A 15,899-nucleotide genomic window follows, 5' to 3' on the forward strand; every position below is an offset into this window, starting at 1 on the left:
CCCGGCGACCGGACAACGGTCCGTCGGTCGTGCCGTGGCGCCCTTGCTCCCGGTCGGAGACTGAACGGTTCCGTTCTCCGGTGCCTCTCCCGCTCGATGCGAAGGAGTCACCCCATGAAGACCGAGCAGCTGACCAGAACGTTCGTCGAGTACTTCGAAGAGCGTGAGCACCGCCGCATCGTCGGCTCGACGCTGCTGCCACCGCCCGGCGACCCCGTGCTCTTCACCACCTCCGGCATGCACCCGCTCACTCCGTACCTGGAGGGACGACCCCACCCGTTGGGCAGGCGGCTGGTCAACGTCCAGCGCTGTCTGCGCACCACGGACCTGGAGGAGGTCGGCGACGCCACCCACCTGACGGTCTTCGAGATGCTCGGCACCTGGTCGTTGGGCGACTACCCCGGCCCGCTCAGTCTCGACTGGGGATACGGGCTCCTCACCGAGGGGCTGGGCGTGGACCGCGGCCGCTTGTACGCCACCGTCCACGCCGGCGACGACCGGACCGGGCCGGACACCGCTTCCCTGGAGCTGTGGCAGGGGCTCGGAGTCCCCGTCGAACCCACCGTGGAGGACAACTGGTGGTCCAACGGGCCCGTCGGACCGTGCGGTCCCGACTCGGAGATCTTCCTGTGGAGCGGCGACGGCCCGCCCGAGTCCACGCCCACCCGCGACGACCGCTGGGTGGAGGTGTGGAACCACGTGACGATGACTCACCGCCGACTCGACGACGGTTCCCTGGTGCCCCTTCCCCAGCGCAACGTGGACACCGGCCTCGGCCTGGAACGGCTCGCCTCCCTGCTCCAAGGCAAGTCGTCCGTGTTCGAGTGCGACGTCTTCGACCCTTGGCGCAGCCTCGTACCGGCCCTGTGGCCCCTGGACGAACGGTCGCTGCGCGTGGTCTGCGACCACCTGCGCTCGGCCGTCGTGGTACTCGGCGACGGCGTGCGCCCGGCCAACACGGGGCAGGGCTACGTGCTGCGACGCCTGGTGCGACGGATGCTCACCCTGCTGTGGCGGGAGGACGCCTCGCGGAGCATCGAGGACCTGCCGGACGAACTGGTCCGGCACACCCTGGACCACTTCCGACAGGACATGGGCCCGGGCGACGTACGGCGGGTCCTGAGCGAGGAGGAGCACCGGTTCCGCCGGCTCCTGGAACGCGGGCGGCAGGTGCTCGCCCGCCCCCGGTTCCGGGGTCCGCTGACCCGGGAGGACTTCCACTACCTCCACGACACCCATGGGTTGCCGCGCGAGCTGGTCACGAGCCTGCTGCACGAGTGACGACGGGTCAGTCCTGCTGCGGGAGCAGGTGTCCCGCCCCGGAACGGCCGCGTGCGACTATCGGCGCGAGCGCTGGGCCTCGACGATCTGTCGCACGGACCCGTCGAGGTCCATCCGGGCCTGGACGCGCTCGGCGAACCCGGGGAACTGTCCGGCGACGGCGCTCAGCAGCCGCAGCTCCAGCGGCGCCACGTTGACCTCGCAGCGGTCGCGGCGGACGGCTCGTACGACGCCGTCGGCGACCTGGCCGGGTGTGACGGTCCTGATGCCGTTCGGCGCGGTGGCACCGGTGGCCGCGAACATTCCGGCGTCGCGGACGAAGCCGGGCTGGACCAGGGACACCCCCACCCCCGTACCCCTGAGCTCCTGGCGCAGAGCGAGTGCGAATCCGCGCAGCCCGAACTTCGTCGCGTTGTACAGGGAGGTCGACTTGGTGGCAGCCTTGCCGGAAATGGAGCCGACCAGCACGATGTGGCCGCGGCCGCGGCCCACCATGTGCTCCGCGAGCAACCGGGAGAGCACCACGGGCGCGCGGAGGTTGACGTCGAGGGCGCGGTCGAGCTGGTCCTCCGTGTAGTCCAGGAGGTCGCCGCTCGCGGGCAGCGCGGCGTTCGCGACGAGGATGTCCGCCTCCGCGCAACTCTCGGCTAGGTGTTCGACATCGGACCGTACGGCCAGATCGGCCACCACGGTACGGGCGCCGCAGGCGCCGGCGGTGGTCTTGAGGGCCTCCTCCCGCCGCCCGGTGATCGTGAGGCGGGCCCCCTGCGCGGTCAGGCGCGCGGCGAGGGCAGCGCCGATGCCCCCGGTGGCGCCGGTGAGTAGAACGTTCGATCCGGATATGTCCACGACCACTCCCGTGCGGCTGGCGAGATCCCTCAACTGTTCGTTCGAACGAACAGTATGGACGGTGTCGCTCCCTGTCCACACCTCGTCGTCCCCAACTCCCCGATCCTGCACGGGCGGTCATGTCGACCGATGGGGCAGAATTACGCCATGCCCCATGCTTCCGACACCCGCCAGAGCATCATCGACGCCGTACTGCGGATCATCGGGCAGGACGGCATCGCCGCCGTCACCAACCGGCGGATCGCGAAGGAGGCCGGAGTCTCCCTCGGCTCCGTCACCTACCACTTCGCAACCCAGCACGAGCTGCTGCGCGAGAGCCTGCTCCACTTCGTGGCCGAGGAGACCCGGCACTTCACGGCGCTCGCGGACGAATGCACCGACGAGCAGTTCGACATCGGGCAGGCGGCCGAGGTGGTGGCGCAGGTGGCGGGCGGAAACGCCTTCGACAGCCGCCACATCGCGCCGTTCGAGCTGTACGTCCAGGCGGGCCGGGACGAACGGCTGCGCGCCGCCGCAGCCGAGTGCTTCGCCGCCTACGACCTGCTGGCCACCCGGATCCTGACCCACCTCGGAGTCCCGGACCCCGAACGCATGGCCGGCGTGGCCGTGGCCCTGGTCTTCGGACAGCAGCTGCGCCGCCTGGCGACCGGCGCCCCCGCCGAGGATCTCGTCGACACCCTGCTGGTCCTCACGAAGTTCACCCCGGCGCAGACCCCGTAGCAGGGTGAGGCCCGCCGGGACCGGACCGGGGGCGTGCGGGACGGGGACCGTTCGTCTCCCCGAGCCCGGTCCGGCCGCTGTCGCTAACGGTTCGGACAGCGGCCGGAGTCGGGGGTGGAACGTCGCGCGGTGTGCGCGGCGACTTCAGTACGTGTACCCCACGTGCGCGAGCGCCTGCTTCAGCAGCGCCGCGTGCCCGCCCGGCATCTCGCCCTGCACGGCTGCCGAAAGGGCTTCCTGCGGACTGAACCAGACCAGGTCCAGGGCGTCCTGGCGGGGACGGCAGTCACCCGTGACCGGTACGACGTAGGCGAGCGACACCGCGTGCTGGCGAGGGTCGTGGTAGGGGGTGACGCCCGCCGTGGGGAAGTACTCGGCGACCGTGAAGGGCTGGAGGGAAGCGGGGATGCGGGGCAGGGCCACGGGGCCCAGGTCCTTCTCCAGGTGGCGCAGGAGCGCGTCACGGATCCGCTCGTGGTGCATGACACGGCCGGACACCAGGGTCCGACTGATCGCCCCGTCCGTGCCGATCCGCAGGAGCAGTCCGATGGTGGTGACTTCGCCGGTGTCGTCCACGCGTACGGGGACGGCCTCGACGTAGAGGATCGGCATCTGGGCCCGGGCCATTTCCAGCTCGTCGCTGCTCAGCCAGCCGGGCGTAGTTTCGGTCGTGTCAGACATTCCTTGATCCTACTTTCCAGGGCGGGTTCCGGCCCAGATCACGGCTCCAACAGGCGCGGAGAGGATGGACCCCGGGGGCCGTCCCCGCGACCACCGACGGCCGGAACTCTACGGTGCGCGGGGCTGACGTAACGTTTGAGCATGAGCACGCCGCCGCCCCAGCAACACCCCGGCCCGTACGGGCCCCCGCAGCACCCGAGTCCCTACGGGGGACAGCCGTACGCCGCCCAGCCCCCCGCGCACCAGCAGCCGTACCCGGGTCAGTCGTACCCGGGGCAGCCCGGTCCGCCGCAGCCGTACCCCGGCCAAGGGGCCTGGGGGCAGCTCCCGACGGGCGGCGCGCCGCGGCGCAGGAACCGGATCGGCATGGTGATCGGGATGATCGCGGGAGCAGTGCTGTTGCTCGGTGCGCTCGGCGCGATCGGAATCAGGCTGAGCGGATCCGGCTTCCCCGAGGCCCGCTACCGGCTCACCGTTCCCAAGACCCTCGTGGACGGCAAGTACGCGCTGGTCCAGGACCATTCGGCCACCGTGGGCAAGGAAGCCCTCGACGGCGCCCACGACCCGAAGATCCGCGATCCGAAGCCGGCCGCCGGTCAGTACGCCTCCGAGTCCGCGAAGGAGTCGGGCGCCCTGGTCGTCTCGGGGATGTACGGACAGTTCAAGGATCCCGCGGGAGCCCGCAAGAAGATGCTGCGCGGCGCCGCGGAATCCGAGACCGCGTCCCTGGCGGTCCCCGCGCGGGACATCACGCCCACCGGCTCCGACGTCACCCTGTCCTGCCAGGTGCTGACGGTGCGGCAGAACGGGATCGAGAGCTCCCTGCCGATGTGCGCCTGGGGCGACGAGAACACCGGCGCCACGGTCGGCATCCTCAGCGAGGAGACCGCGCTGCAGAAGCCCGGGTCCGTCGACCTCGCCAAGACCGCCGAGACGACCCTCAAGGTGCGTGCCGAGATGCGCCGGCCGATCGGCTGACCGCGGCTTCGGAGCGGGCACCGCGGGGCGCGTGCGCATCGCGTCGTGCGACCGCAGCAGCGGCTCTAAACCATCGCAGAGTTATGCCCAAAAGGTGACTTTCTGGAGCCTGAACCGGTCGGATAGCAATGACGCGGCGCCTGCTAACGCCTGCCGACGGTCGGTAGCGGTCCCAGCGCGCCCAGGAAGGAACGTCCCGTGATCCGCATCCGTCACGCCGCCGCTCTGGCGACCATGGCCGTCACCGCCCTCGCCCTCGCCGCGAGCCCCGCTTCGGCGGCGCCCGGCGACACGCTCACCATGTGCTCCAGCACGCTCACCCCGGACGGCTGGGTGGACGCCCAGTGGTGGAACAGCGGCGGGTGCGGCTCCGGCTTCACGCCCAACACCAAGCAGATCAAGGACCTGAGAGGCTACCCGGTCGGCACCCAGGTCAACGCCTGCGCGTCCACGTGGCCGCCCGCCGGCTGGACCATCACCAACACCTACTACTCGAGCGGCTGTCGCTACTCCGCCGTCCCCAGCTTCAACCCCAACACCTGGACCCTGAAGCGCACCTCCTGACCTCGGGGCGCGGGCGCCGTGGTCGGCCGGTGACGCCGGCTCGCGCCGGTCGCGTCGGGCAGGTGCCCGTACGGCGTGTCCCTCGCCGCCGGGCCGGGCCTGCCCGCCCGGCTGCCTACGGTGGCCCCATGAGCACACGACCAGCAGCGCAGTTGGCCGGGTACGGGATCCGGTTCGCCCGGCCCGCCGAGTCCGGGGCGGTCGCCGCGCTCCTGGCCCGCGCCTTCGCCGACGACCCGGTCATGGCATGGATGATCCCCGCCGCCGACCGGGAACGCAGGCTCGCCCGCTACTTCCGGCTGGCCCAGCGATAGCAACGGCCCCGCGCAGGCGCCGTCCGGGTCGCCGCGACCGGCGAGGGGCGGCTGCTGGCGGCCGCGCTGTGGTCCGGGCCCGGCCGCTGGAAGCCTTCCGAGGGGCAGGAGTTGGCGGCCGTCCCCCGGTACGCGAGCATCTTCGGCCTTCGCGGGATGCCGCGGGCCGGAGAGGTCCAGCACGCCATGCACGAGGCCCATCCGCAGACACCGCACTGGTACCTGCCGTCCGTGGGGACGGAACGGGGACTCCAGGGGATGGGAGTCGGGTCGGCGCTGCTCGGCCAGCAGCTGGCCGACTGCGACCGGCTCGGGCAACCCGCCTACCTGGAATCCAGCAACGTCACCAACCTCCCCTTCTACGAGAAGCTGGGCTTCCGCATCACCGCGGAGATCCGCCTCCCGGAAGGCGGGCCCACCCTCTGGCCGATGTGGCGGGACCCCGATCCCACTGCCGGACGTACGACCCGCAAGGGCGCTTCCCGCGGGTCGTCCGAGCGGCGCGGGCCGACGCGTTGAACTCAGATGCGCTGCGCGGTCAGCCTCTTTCCGTCCGCCCCGAGGACCAGCACGTTCCTGGCGGTACCGGTTCGGCCGTGATCGCCGTCCCACCACTCAAGGAAGCTCCGGGCCAGCGATTCGGCTTCAGGCATTCCGGAACCTGCCGAGTAGTCCGTGCTCAACTCGACGTCATAGTCGTATGTGGTCAGTTGGGCTACGGCCAGTACGCGGGCGTGGTCGACCTGCGGCGCTCCACCCTTGGTGCGGGCCCAGGCGTGGAACCGCTCCAGCATCTCCGTATCAGGGGCCCGCTTGATCACGGGGCCGGTGGGCAACCGCTCGGGGGCGTCGGCAACGCCGGCGAGGCAGCCTTGCACCCAGGAGCCGCGATCCAGTTCGGCTTCGCCGCCCGCCTGCAGGGCCCGGCGCGTACAGCCACCCCATACGGTCTCGCGCACCGCCGCGCCCTTGCCTGAGGTGTCGTAGACGGCCTTGCCCGCGGTGTGTCCGGCACGGTACGCGACCACGTACGCGGGTTCGGCGGACGAACGGGACCCGGGCGCGGGTCCGCCGGAGGGCGCACTGCTGCTGCAACCGACCAGGCCGGCCAACGCGGCGACAGCCATCACTAACACACGACCTGAGCTCTGGTTCAAAACTCCCCCTCGGTGTGGACCGTCACCCCATGAGACGGCGGCCCGGGCCCGTTGGTCACACCGATGGCCACGGTTTCGCTCACCGCGCACACACCGTCTGTCACTCGACCGTGGCCAGTGACGGGCCGTCAGTGGTCCTGGGCCGTTGTTGCGACTTCTTCGGCGCGCACGCTCAGCAGATGGTGGATGTCGGAGAGTTCGCCCCGGCCAGGGCTGTTGAAGTTCTTGATGCCGGAGCGGATCCTGTCGAGGGCCGCCGCGCCACGTTCGTCGTCGCGCAGGGCGAGTCCGGCGGCGGCTTTGAGCCTGGCGTCGAAGTCCGGGTCCGCCAGGTGTGCGGCGAAGACGGCGCGTAGTTCCGGGGTGTCGAGGGCGGATGTGGCGAGTTTGCTGAGCGCGTTCGTTCGGGTCGTCGGCTCGGGGTCGTCGGCCAGGCGAGTCAGGGCTGCGAGGACTTCTTCATGCTGGTCCGTGTTGGTGTGGAGCACCGCGGAGACGGTCCTCCGGACGCGCGGGTCGGCGTGATCGGCGTGGGCCAGGATCGCCGGGATCACGTCGACGGAGGAGTAGGAGCAGAGGGCGACGATGACGATGGCGAGGGTGCGGGGGTCCTGCTCGCTGTCCAGTAGTGGGTCACATCCACGTCCCAGTGGACCAGATGGTCGACGACCCTCTCGCGTCCGGCCCTCACGGCAGCGGCCAGCAGGGCCACGGCATCATCACCGGCCCAGTCGTCCGCGGTGGCGTCCCACCGGAGTTCGAGTACAGCGTCGTCGTTTTCGCGCTCGACGGCAGCCAGCAGCAAGGTCAGATCCACCGGTCGATCGTGCCTCCATGTGGGACGGTGACACGAACGAATTTTCGACCGACCCGAGCGCTGTTCACGGCTTCCGCGGGGGCGGGTCGCCGGTGAACCGCATCGCGCCGCCGCCCGCGCCGTCTCACGTACGGCATCTGGTCAGTCACCCGGCGTCAGATCTATGGTGAGGCAATGACGGCACACAGTTCGGGGGCGCCCGGCGACGTGGAGCGGGGCGAGTCGGGGACGACGGACGTGGTGCTGCGGGCGGGCGGCGCCTTCTGGCTCACCGTGCCGCGCTCGATGGGGAGCGCCGCGCTGACCGCGCTCGGTACGGGCCTTCTCGGGCTCGCCCTCGTCCTGCCGGTGGCGGCGATCATGCTCTTCTCCGGCGCCGGCTGGGCCGCGGTGGGGGTGGTGGCCCTCTGGATGGTGTCCGCAGCCGTCGCGGCGGGCTTCGCAGGGGCACTGGCCGTGGACTGCTTCCAGGTGTACCGGATCAGGTTCTTCGTCGTCGGCGATCCCTCCGCGGTGTGCCTGGTGCGCGGCCTGGGGAGCGGTCCGTGGCGGCCGGTGGAGGAGCCGGACCGGCTGCGCCTGGAGCAGGAGATCGAGGAGCCGTACGCCGGGGACCCCCGCCCCGCCACCCGCGTGCTCACGCTGCGCCTGATCCGGGACGACTCCGACGTCTGCAGGGCCGTCCTCCCGCCGGACACCGACGCCCGACGGCTCCTCGCGGCTTTGGAACAGGCCCTGGGTCCGGCCGTCCTGCTCGAACTCCACGTCAAGCGCACCACCCGACCCGCACCCCGGCGGCACCCCGGTACCCGCAACCGCGGCCGGGGCGGGCCCTCCGGCTTCGGCATCAGTGGTGCCGGGGGCTACAGCTGCGGCGGCGGCAGCGGATGCGGGGGAGGCGGGGGCGGCGGCTAGGCCGTCTCTTCCGGATCAGGCCGGCCCAGGCCTGATCCGGAAGCAGCGCCCTAGCGGATACCGGACCGTACGCGGACCCCGGGGACCTCGCGGACCGCGGGGGCCTTGCGGACCTCACGGCTCCTGGGGACCTCACGGATCTCGGGGGCCTCGGGGGCCTCGGGGGCCTCGGGGGCCTCTGCCACCGTGTTCGGCAGCGCCCCCGGGCGGTCCTGCTCGAAGGTTCGGAGCAGGTCCGCCGCCACGCTCACCGCGATCGTGGCAGGTTCCTTGCCGGTGATCTCGGTGATGCCGATCGGGGTCTTGATCCGGTCGATCGTGGCGGCGTCGTGGCCGCCCTCGGTGGCCAGGCGCTTGCGGAACCGCACCCACTTGGCGGCCGAGCCGATCAACCCGATCGAGCCGAGACCGGTGGTGCGCAGGGCGGCGTCGCACAGCGCGGCGTCCTCGGCGTGATCGTGGGTCATGATCAGGACGTGGGCGCCGGGCGGCAGCTCCGCGAGCACCTCCTCCGGAAGCAGCGGTGCGTGGTGCACGTGGATCTGCGCCACCGCATCCGCGAGCACACCGAGTCGTTCCTCGGTGAGCATGTCGGAGCGGGTGTCGATCAGGTGCAGATCGAGGTTGTGGCGGGCCAGGATGCGGGCCAGCTCCAGTCCGACGTGCCCGACGCCGAAGACGGCCACCGCCTGGACCACCGGCAGCGGTTCGAGGAGCAGACTGACGGCGCCGCCGCAGCACTGCACGCCGTGGGGTCCGATGACCTTGTCGTTGAGGGCGAACTCCATCAGTTCCGGCTCGGGGTCGGGCTCGACGTTCAGCTGGCGGGCCCGGTCGATGGCGACGGCCTCGATGTTGCCGCCGCCGATCGACCCCCAGGTCTCGGTCTGCCCCACGACGAGTTTGGCACCGGCCCCACGGGGCGCGTGGCCGCGCACGGTCGCGACGGTCACGAGCACGCCGGGCTCCCGGCGTGCTCGCAACCGCGTGACCGCGGCGATCCAGGTCATGTCAGGCATTGCTCAAAGCGCTCGTGTCGGTTCGGATCTCGCTGCCGCCCAGAGCGTCGCCGTTGCCGCCCCGCACGTCGACGTTCTGCTCGCGGGCCGCTTCGATCGCCCAGTAGACGGCTTCCGGGGTCGCGGGGGCGGCGAGCTCCACACTGACCCCGGCGGGCCCGAACGCAGCGGCGGCCTGCCGCAGCGCCTCGCGCACGCAGAACGCCAGCATCAGCGGGGGCTCACCGACCGCCTTGGACCCGTACACCGCGCCCTCCTCGGTGGCGTTCTCCATGAGCGTGACGTTGAACTCGGCGGGCATCTCCGAAAAGCTCGGCAGCTTGTAGGTGCTCGCGGCCTGGGTCAGCAGCCGGCCCCGGTTCGGCCCGTCGCTGGTGTCCCAGCGCATGTCCTCCAGCGTCAGCCAGCCCGCCCCCTGCACGAAACCGCCCTCGACCTGACCGATGTCGATCATCGGGGACAGGCTGTCGCCGACGTCGTGCACGATGTCCACCCGGCGGATGCGGTACGCGCCGGTGAAGCCGTCCACCTCCACCTCGGCCGCGGCGGCGCCGTAGGAGAAGTACTTGAACGGCGAGCCCCGGAAGGCCTTCGCGTCCCAGTGCAGCCCCTCGGTCCGGTAGTAACCGGCCGCCGACAGCTGAACGCGCTGGAAGTACGCGGTGTGCACCAGGTCGTCCCAGGCCAGCTCCTTGTCGCTGCCCAGGGTGCGGGCGACACCGTCGACGATGCGCACGTCGGAGGCGTTCGAACCCAGCTGGCTGGCGGCCACCTGCAGCAGCCGCGCGCGCAGCTGCTCGCAGGCGTTCTTCACCGCGCCACCGTTGAGGTCCGCCCCGGAACTGGCGGCAGTCGCGGAGGTGTTGGGCACCTTGTCGGTGCGCGTGGGGGCGAGGCGCACCTTGTGCAGCGGGATGCCCAGCGTGGTCGCGGCCACCTGCAGCATCTTGGTGTGCAGGCCCTGGCCCATCTCGGTGCCGCCGTGGTTGATCAGGACGGAGCCGTCCTTGTAGATCAGCACCAGTGCGCCGGCCTGGTTGAAGGCCGTGAGGTTGAACGAGATGCCGAACTTGATGCCGGTGATCGCCAGCGCCCGCTTGGTGTGCGGGTGCGCGGCGTTGAAGGCGGCGATCTCGCGCTTGCGGTCGGCGACGCCGCCGTTCTCCTCGACCTGCTGCCAGACGCCGGCGATCCGTTCCGCCTGCGGGACCGGCTGGCCGTACGGCGTCGATTGACCGAGACCCGGCTGGTAGAAGTTGCGCTTGCGCAGCTCCATCGGGTCCAGGCCGAGCAGCGGCGCGACCCGGCCCAGGATGTCCTCGATCACCAGCATGCCCTGCGGTCCGCCGAAGCCGCGGAAGGCCGTGTTGGAGACCTTGTTGGTCTTGGCGATGCGACCGGCGACCCGCGCGTTGGGAATCCAGTACGTGTTGTCGATGTGGCACAGCGCGCGGGCGCAGACCGGCTCCGACAGGTCCAGGCTCCAGCCGCCGTCCGCGGTCAGCGTGGCGTCCAGCGCCTGGATGCGGCCGTCGGCGTCGAAGCCGATCTTCCAGTCGGCGTGGAACCCGTGCCGCTTGCCCGACATCGTCAGGTCCTGGGTGCGGTTGAGCCGCACCCGGACCGGCCGGCCGGTCAGCTTGGCGCCCAGCGCGGCGATGGCCGCGAAGCCGTGCGGCTGCATCTCCTTGCCGCCGAAGCCGCCGCCCATCCGCAGGCACTGCACGGTCACCTCGTGGCTGTGCAGACCGAGGACGTGCGCGACGATCTCCTGGGTCTCCGAGGGGTGCTGGGTGCTGCTCTGGATGAACACCTGCTCGGCCTCGTCGATGTAGGCCAGCGCGGCGTGCGTCTCGAGGTAGAAGTGCTCCTGGTCGGAGAACTGGAACTCGCCGGTGAACACGTGCGCCGAGTCGGCGAAGCCGGCGTCGACGTCACCGGTCACCATCACGGGCCGGGCGCCGTGGAAGCTCTCGGCCGCGATCGCTTCCTTCAACGTGATCACGGAGGGCAGTTCGTCGAGTTCCACCTCGACGGCCGCCGCACCGAGCCGGGCCGCCTCCAGGGTCTCGCCGAGCACCCAGGCGACCGCGTGGCCGTGGAACATGACCTCGTCGGGGAAGAGGGGCTCGTCGTGCTTCATGCCGGCGTCGTTGACGCCGGGCACGTCGGCGACGGTCAGTACGCGGACCACGCCGGGCACGGCGAGCGCCGGCCCGGTGCGCAGCGCGGTGATCCTGCCCCGGGTCTTCATGACCTGGACCGGGTAGGCGTGCAGCGTGTCCTTGGTGCGGTACACCAGGTCATCGGTGTAGAGCGCGGTGCCGGTGACGTGCAGCACGGCACTCTCGTGCGGCATGGAGACGCCGACCACAGGCTTCTCGGGACGCTCGGACAAATGGCTCATGAAGACACCGCCTCGGTGGTGTGCGCGTGCAGCTTCAGCAGGCTCTGGCCGAGCATGGCTGAACGGTAGACGGAACTGGCGCGGTGGTCGCTCATCGGCGTGCCCTCGCCCCGCAGCACCCGGGCCGCGGCTTCGACGGTCTCCGCCGTCCATGCCCTGCCTTCCAGGGCGGACTCGGTGCTCAGGGCGCGGATCGGCGTGGCGGCCACGCCGCCCAGCCCGATGCGTGCCTTGCGGACGATCCCGCCCTCGATGTCGAGCGCGAAGGCGATCGCCACGCTGGAGATGTCGTCGAAGCGCCGCTTGGCGATCTTGTGGAAGGCCGTGACCGGCGACAGCGGCAGCGGGATGCGCACCGCCCGGATCAGCTCGCCGGGACGGCGCACGCTCTGCCGGTAGCCGGTGAAGTAGTCGGCCAGCGGGACCTCGCGCTCACCATCGGCATCGGTGAGCAGCAGAGATGCCTCGAGGGCGAGGAGCACCGGCGGGCTGTCACCGATGGGGGAGCCCGTACCCAGATTGCCGCCGAGCGTCGCACTGTTGCGGATGAGCCGGGAAGCGAACTGCGGGAACAGCTCTGCCAGCAGCGGGACGCTACCGTCGAGGCGGCGTTCGATCTCGGTGAGCGTCTGCGCCGCCCCGATCTCGACGTAGTCGGATTCGACGCTCAGCGACCGCAGTTCGGGCAGTCGGTCGACGGCGACCACGCAACGCGCCCGGCGGGAGCGGATGTTGACCTCCACGCCCCAGTCGGTGCTGCCGGCGACCACCACGGCTTCGGGCCGTTCGCGCAGCAGCTCGAGCGCTTCGGTGAGGGTGCTCGGCCGGAGGAACGTGCTGTCGTCCCGGGTGTAGACCGTGGCGGCGGGTTCGGGCGGGGACTGCTCGCGACGCTGCGCCAGGGGGTCGTCCTCGGTGGGCGCACCGACGGCGAAGGCGGCATCGCGAATCGGTCGGTAGCCGGTGCAGCGGCACAGGTTTCCGCTCAGCGAGTGCAGGTCGAAGCCGTTCGGACCGTGCTCGGTGTCGCTGGCGTCGGCCGGCTCCGCGTGCGCGCAGCGGTCGGGCCGGTAGTACTCGGAGGCCATGCTGCAGATGAACCCCGGTGTGCAGTAACCGCATTGGGAACCGCCACGGACCGCCATCTCCTCCTGCACCGGGTGCAGCGTGGGCGGCTTACCGGGTTCGCCGACCGTGGCGAGACCTTCGGAGGTGATGATCTCCTGGCCGTCGAGTGCCGCGGCCGGCACCAGACAGGCGTTGACCGCCACCCAGTCGGTGGGCTTGTTCACGCCGGGCCGGGCCACCAGGACCGAACAGGCGCCGCACTCACCCTCGGCACAGCCCTCCTTGGTACCGGTGAGGCCGCGCTCGCGCAGGAGATCCAGCACCGTGGTGTGCGGTGCAGCCGGTGAAAGCGGTGTTTCTTTCCCGTTGACCGTGATCCGCGCCGCTACCATGGCACATCCTCATTTCGGTGCATGGTCGAGCTGATTATGCTAGTAGCCATTTCAGGGGCTTTCTATTTCGCTGGCGCAACTCGGGAGAACCCCGGGGCGCGACTCGGCACGCGACGACGTGCCGCAGGCGGTGTGAGAAATCGAAAGATGCCGGGGCCACAGAAGGGCGCGCCGGAGAAGAGGGCTGTTCAGCAGCCGTGTGCTACGAGACCCGGAGTCCAGGCGACCTGATGGGCGGGGCGGTGCAGTTCGGAGATGATCGACATCCGACTCCGCCTCCTTCCATCAGCTCACGGTCCGGTCCGCTCGAACTTACGTTGCCGCAGGTCCATCGGTCAAGCCGCCGTGCGGAGACCATTTCGGGCCCGCGGAAAGTCGGGTCGAGAGCGGGTGGCGGCGCGAGGCCGGATCCGGCAGATCGAGCAGCTGATCGGAACCCGGCGCGCCGTCCGGTCGGCGGCGCCGGAGCCCCGTGCCGTTCATCTCGATCTCGAACGAGTGTCCAGGCGCGCGGAGCTCGGCGCGCGGCGATGAGCGGCGAATACCTCCTCGGCCCCCGGTGACCGCCCGGATCCGGGCGGTCACCGCAGTCGCCGCCATCATCGGCGCCCCCGGGGGTACGGCCCGTGACGATCCGGGCCCAGCCGGGCAGGCAGGGCCGGGATCGCAGCGGAGGCCGTGCCCGGGATCGCCGTCTGTTGAGCGAGCCCGTGGCTCCTGCGCGATCGTTTGCTTCAAGGGCAGAAACGATCATGCATGCCACGGGCCCGCCGGTCGCTCCTTCCCGCACGGAACGCCACGGGACGCGGCCCGGCGGAACGTACCGCTCGAGCTTCACGGTTCCTCAGGACCGTGCTCGGCGGATCAGGCCTGCGGCAGTTCGCCGACGGTCGACCGACGGCCCCCGTAGGAGGCGACCAACGCATCCGCCACGACGGCCGCGTCCGCGTCGGCCACGTCCGCCGGGTACTCCGGCAGCAAGTCGTCCCACACGACCATCCACGAACCGTACAGTTGGGCTTGCCCCTCGGGGCGGGCGAAGAACCAGACGTGCAGATGGGCGCCACCGTCTCCGAGGCGATGGACGTGGGCCCGCGCGATGTGCGGCAGGGCCTGCACGTGGCGGGCGATGTGGGTGGTGAGCACCCCGAGTTCGGCCGCCAGTTCGTCGGGCAGGTCCGCGAGGTCGAAGTGATCGCGTGGCAGCAGCATCAGCACCAGAGGGACGCCGACTCCCGTGATCCGGGTGAGCCGCCAGCGGTCGTTGAGCCAGATCCCTTCGTCCCGGCTGCGGCACGCGTTGCAGTCCGACGGGTCCTCGCCGTGCCGCGCCGGTTCCGGCAGGACCGGCGGGTGTAGCGGCGCGACGCGTAGCCCGTCCGGCTCGAACGGGCTGATCTCCCACCCCGTCATACGGGCTAGTGGCAGCCGTCGTTCACCGTCGGCAGCGGTACGTGCGCGCGCGTAGAACTCGTCAGGTCGCAGGGCCATGATCAAAGACTACTGTTGTTCGACGGAAACCAGTACCCGCATATACGCAGCGTCACCATCCGTCGGACCCGCGGGCACCTTCGCACCACTCGCTTCGAAGGCCTTGTTCGGTACGCGCCGTGAACTCGGCCGTGAACTCGGCTGCTTTCTATGAGGGTTAAGGGCAGATCAACTAAACCTTAAAGGTGCCTTGGGTCTCCTCGCCACGCGTCGAGCAAGACCGGCGGTAGGAGTGCCGTACACCTTTCGCCCTCCATTGGCCTCGGGGTCGTGACCTGCTTCTTTGCTCGTATCCCCCCGAGTCACGCGCCCTGTTGTGAGGGGCGGTGCAGCGCCCCAAACCTCCTCGCGGCCCGATTAGTAAAAAGGCAACAGGTCTGAACTCGCCCGGGAATTCGGCCGTATGCAGGACGTCAGGGGGGCAACGTCCATCGGATCGAGGAGTGTCGAGTGTCCAGGAAACGGACCATGAGTCTCAAGAAGAAGTTCGTGCTCTCTGCCGTCGCCGGAGCCCTGGTGATCGGCGGGGTCGCCGCCACGGTGGCGATCGGCAATGCCGCCGTCCCCGACGTCGTGTGTCAGGGGTCGACGGTGACGTTGTCGGGTGAGGCGGGTGCGCCGGCGGCGTCTAGTGGGACGTTTCCGGTGGGGACGAAGTTGAAGGTGACGAATCTCGATAACGGTCAGTCGACGACGGTGGCGGTGAACGGTCCGTCGGGTAGTTGTGTGCTGCTGAACAATGCGGCGTTCGAGAAGGTGCGGGAGCCGGGGAAGAACTTGATTCGGCGGGCGCGCATCGAGCGGGTGGGTGGTGGTGATGCGGCGGCTCCGGCTGCGCCGGCCGCGGGTGCGGCGGGTGCGGCGGGTGTGCAGGTGCCGCCGGCGACCGGTGAAGTGGTGTGTCAGGGGTCGACGGTGACGTTGTCGGGTGAGGCGGGTGCGCCGGCGGCGTCCAGTGGGACGTTCCCGGTGGGGACGAAGTTGAAGGTGACGAACCTCGACAACGGTCAGTCGACGACGGTGACGGTGAACGGTCCGTCGGGCAGCTGTGCGCTGCTGAACAACGCGGCGTTCGAGAAGGTGCGGGAGCCGGGCAAGAACCTGATCCGGCGGGCGCGCATCGAACGCGTGGGCTGAGCGACCGGAGCCCGTTCGGATCACCGAACTACGGCGAGGCACGGCGCACGCCGTCCCCGCCGTAGCGTCGAGCCGTCGACGACCGCCCTGGCGCCGCAAGCTCCTGCAC

Annotated in this window: 16 protein-coding genes and 1 pseudogene; 8 read left to right on the forward strand and 9 right to left on the reverse strand. The window is 70.5% G+C overall.

Features of this window, described 5'->3' with window-relative positions; all coding sequences use genetic code 11:
- Window positions 1–114: 114 nt before the first annotated feature.
- Entirely contained in the window at window positions 115–1,281 is a 1,167-nt protein-coding gene (locus OG207_RS39820) for an alanine--tRNA ligase-related protein (protein ID WP_329105963.1), read from the forward strand.
- 57 nt (window positions 1,282–1,338) lie between these two features.
- Here OG207_RS39820 and OG207_RS39825 read toward each other — a convergent pair whose 3' ends face one another.
- The gene (locus OG207_RS39825) at window positions 1,339–2,130 is read right to left on the reverse strand and encodes an SDR family NAD(P)-dependent oxidoreductase (RefSeq protein WP_329105965.1); all 792 of its coding nucleotides are present in this window, start codon (window positions 2,128–2,130) and stop codon (window positions 1,339–1,341) included.
- Window positions 2,131–2,277: 147 nt separating this feature from the next.
- Between OG207_RS39825 and OG207_RS39830 the strand changes: the two genes are divergently transcribed.
- On the forward strand, window positions 2,278–2,850 hold the full coding sequence (locus tag OG207_RS39830; protein WP_329105967.1) for a TetR/AcrR family transcriptional regulator: 573 nt from the start codon (window positions 2,278–2,280) through the stop codon (window positions 2,848–2,850).
- Window positions 2,851–2,994: 144 nt separating this feature from the next.
- Here the strand turns inward: OG207_RS39830 and OG207_RS39835 are convergent, their stop codons facing one another.
- The gene (locus tag OG207_RS39835) at window positions 2,995–3,531 is read right to left on the reverse strand and encodes an NUDIX hydrolase family protein (RefSeq protein ID WP_329105969.1); all 537 of its coding nucleotides are present in this window, start codon (window positions 3,529–3,531) and stop codon (window positions 2,995–2,997) included.
- A gap of 141 nt (window positions 3,532–3,672) precedes the next feature.
- On the opposite strand from OG207_RS39835, the gene OG207_RS39840 reads away from it, so the two are divergent.
- From OG207_RS39840 to OG207_RS39855, 4 genes are all read left to right on the forward strand, one after another.
- Window positions 3,673–4,509 carry a DUF3824 domain-containing protein gene (locus tag OG207_RS39840; RefSeq protein ID WP_329105973.1) on the forward strand — a complete coding sequence of 279 codons (837 nt, stop codon included), beginning with the start codon at window positions 3,673–3,675 and terminating at the stop codon, window positions 4,507–4,509.
- A gap of 198 nt (window positions 4,510–4,707) precedes the next feature.
- On the forward strand, window positions 4,708–5,073 hold the full coding sequence (locus OG207_RS39845; RefSeq protein ID WP_329105975.1) for a hypothetical protein: 366 nt from the start codon (window positions 4,708–4,710) through the stop codon (window positions 5,071–5,073).
- Between the two features lie 128 nt (window positions 5,074–5,201).
- Window positions 5,202–5,387: a hypothetical protein gene (locus OG207_RS39850; protein WP_329105978.1), complete on the forward strand. Its 186-nt coding sequence runs from the start codon at window positions 5,202–5,204 to the stop codon at window positions 5,385–5,387.
- 111 nt (window positions 5,388–5,498) lie between these two features.
- Window positions 5,499–5,906: a GNAT family N-acetyltransferase gene (locus OG207_RS39855; RefSeq protein ID WP_329105980.1), complete on the forward strand. Its 408-nt coding sequence runs from the start codon at window positions 5,499–5,501 to the stop codon at window positions 5,904–5,906.
- Between the two features lie 2 nt (window positions 5,907–5,908).
- Here OG207_RS39855 and OG207_RS39860 read toward each other — a convergent pair whose 3' ends face one another.
- From OG207_RS39860 to OG207_RS39870, 3 genes are all read right to left on the reverse strand, one after another.
- Window positions 5,909–6,514, reverse strand: coding sequence for a hypothetical protein (locus tag OG207_RS39860; RefSeq protein WP_329105982.1), 606 nt, complete (start codon window positions 6,512–6,514; stop codon window positions 5,909–5,911).
- A 158-nt stretch (window positions 6,515–6,672) separates the two neighbouring features.
- Window positions 6,673–7,194, reverse strand: a complete 522-nt coding sequence (locus OG207_RS39865) for a HEAT repeat domain-containing protein (protein WP_329108220.1) — start codon at window positions 7,192–7,194, stop codon at window positions 6,673–6,675.
- Window positions 7,095–7,361 carry a hypothetical protein gene (locus OG207_RS39870; RefSeq protein ID WP_329105984.1) on the reverse strand — a complete coding sequence of 89 codons (267 nt, stop codon included), beginning with the start codon at window positions 7,359–7,361 and terminating at the stop codon, window positions 7,095–7,097. Before OG207_RS39870 ends, OG207_RS39865 begins: the two co-directional genes overlap by 100 nt.
- A gap of 174 nt (window positions 7,362–7,535) precedes the next feature.
- On the opposite strand from OG207_RS39870, the gene OG207_RS39875 reads away from it, so the two are divergent.
- A complete protein-coding gene (locus OG207_RS39875) occupies window positions 7,536–8,276 on the forward strand; it encodes a hypothetical protein (RefSeq protein WP_329105986.1) in 741 nt (246 codons plus the stop codon).
- Window positions 8,277–8,485: 209 nt separating this feature from the next.
- Here the strand turns inward: OG207_RS39875 and xdhC are convergent.
- The 4 genes and pseudogenes from xdhC to OG207_RS39895 form a co-directional block, all read right to left on the reverse strand.
- Window positions 8,486–9,286: pseudogene (xdhC, locus tag OG207_RS39880) on the reverse strand (xanthine dehydrogenase accessory protein XdhC); the annotation flags it as partial.
- A gap of 1 nt (window position 9,287) precedes the next feature.
- A complete protein-coding gene (xdhB, locus tag OG207_RS39885) occupies window positions 9,288–11,702 on the reverse strand; it encodes a xanthine dehydrogenase molybdopterin binding subunit (RefSeq protein WP_329105988.1) in 2,415 nt (804 codons plus the stop codon).
- Window positions 11,699–13,162 carry a xanthine dehydrogenase small subunit gene (locus OG207_RS39890; RefSeq protein ID WP_329105991.1) on the reverse strand — a complete coding sequence of 488 codons (1,464 nt, stop codon included), beginning with the start codon at window positions 13,160–13,162 and terminating at the stop codon, window positions 11,699–11,701. Before OG207_RS39890 ends, xdhB begins: the two co-directional genes overlap by 4 nt.
- 864 nt (window positions 13,163–14,026) lie before the next feature.
- Entirely contained in the window at window positions 14,027–14,653 is a 627-nt protein-coding gene (locus OG207_RS39895) for a hypothetical protein (RefSeq protein WP_329105993.1), read from the reverse strand.
- A gap of 468 nt (window positions 14,654–15,121) precedes the next feature.
- On the opposite strand from OG207_RS39895, the gene OG207_RS39900 reads away from it, so the two are divergent.
- Window positions 15,122–15,790 carry a hypothetical protein gene (locus OG207_RS39900; RefSeq protein WP_329105995.1) on the forward strand — a complete coding sequence of 223 codons (669 nt, stop codon included), beginning with the start codon at window positions 15,122–15,124 and terminating at the stop codon, window positions 15,788–15,790.
- Window positions 15,791–15,899: the final 109 nt, after the last annotated feature.

The sequence above is a fragment of the Streptomyces sp. NBC_01439 genome (assembly GCF_036227605.1).
Lineage (GTDB): Bacteria > Actinomycetota > Actinomycetes > Streptomycetales > Streptomycetaceae > Streptomyces.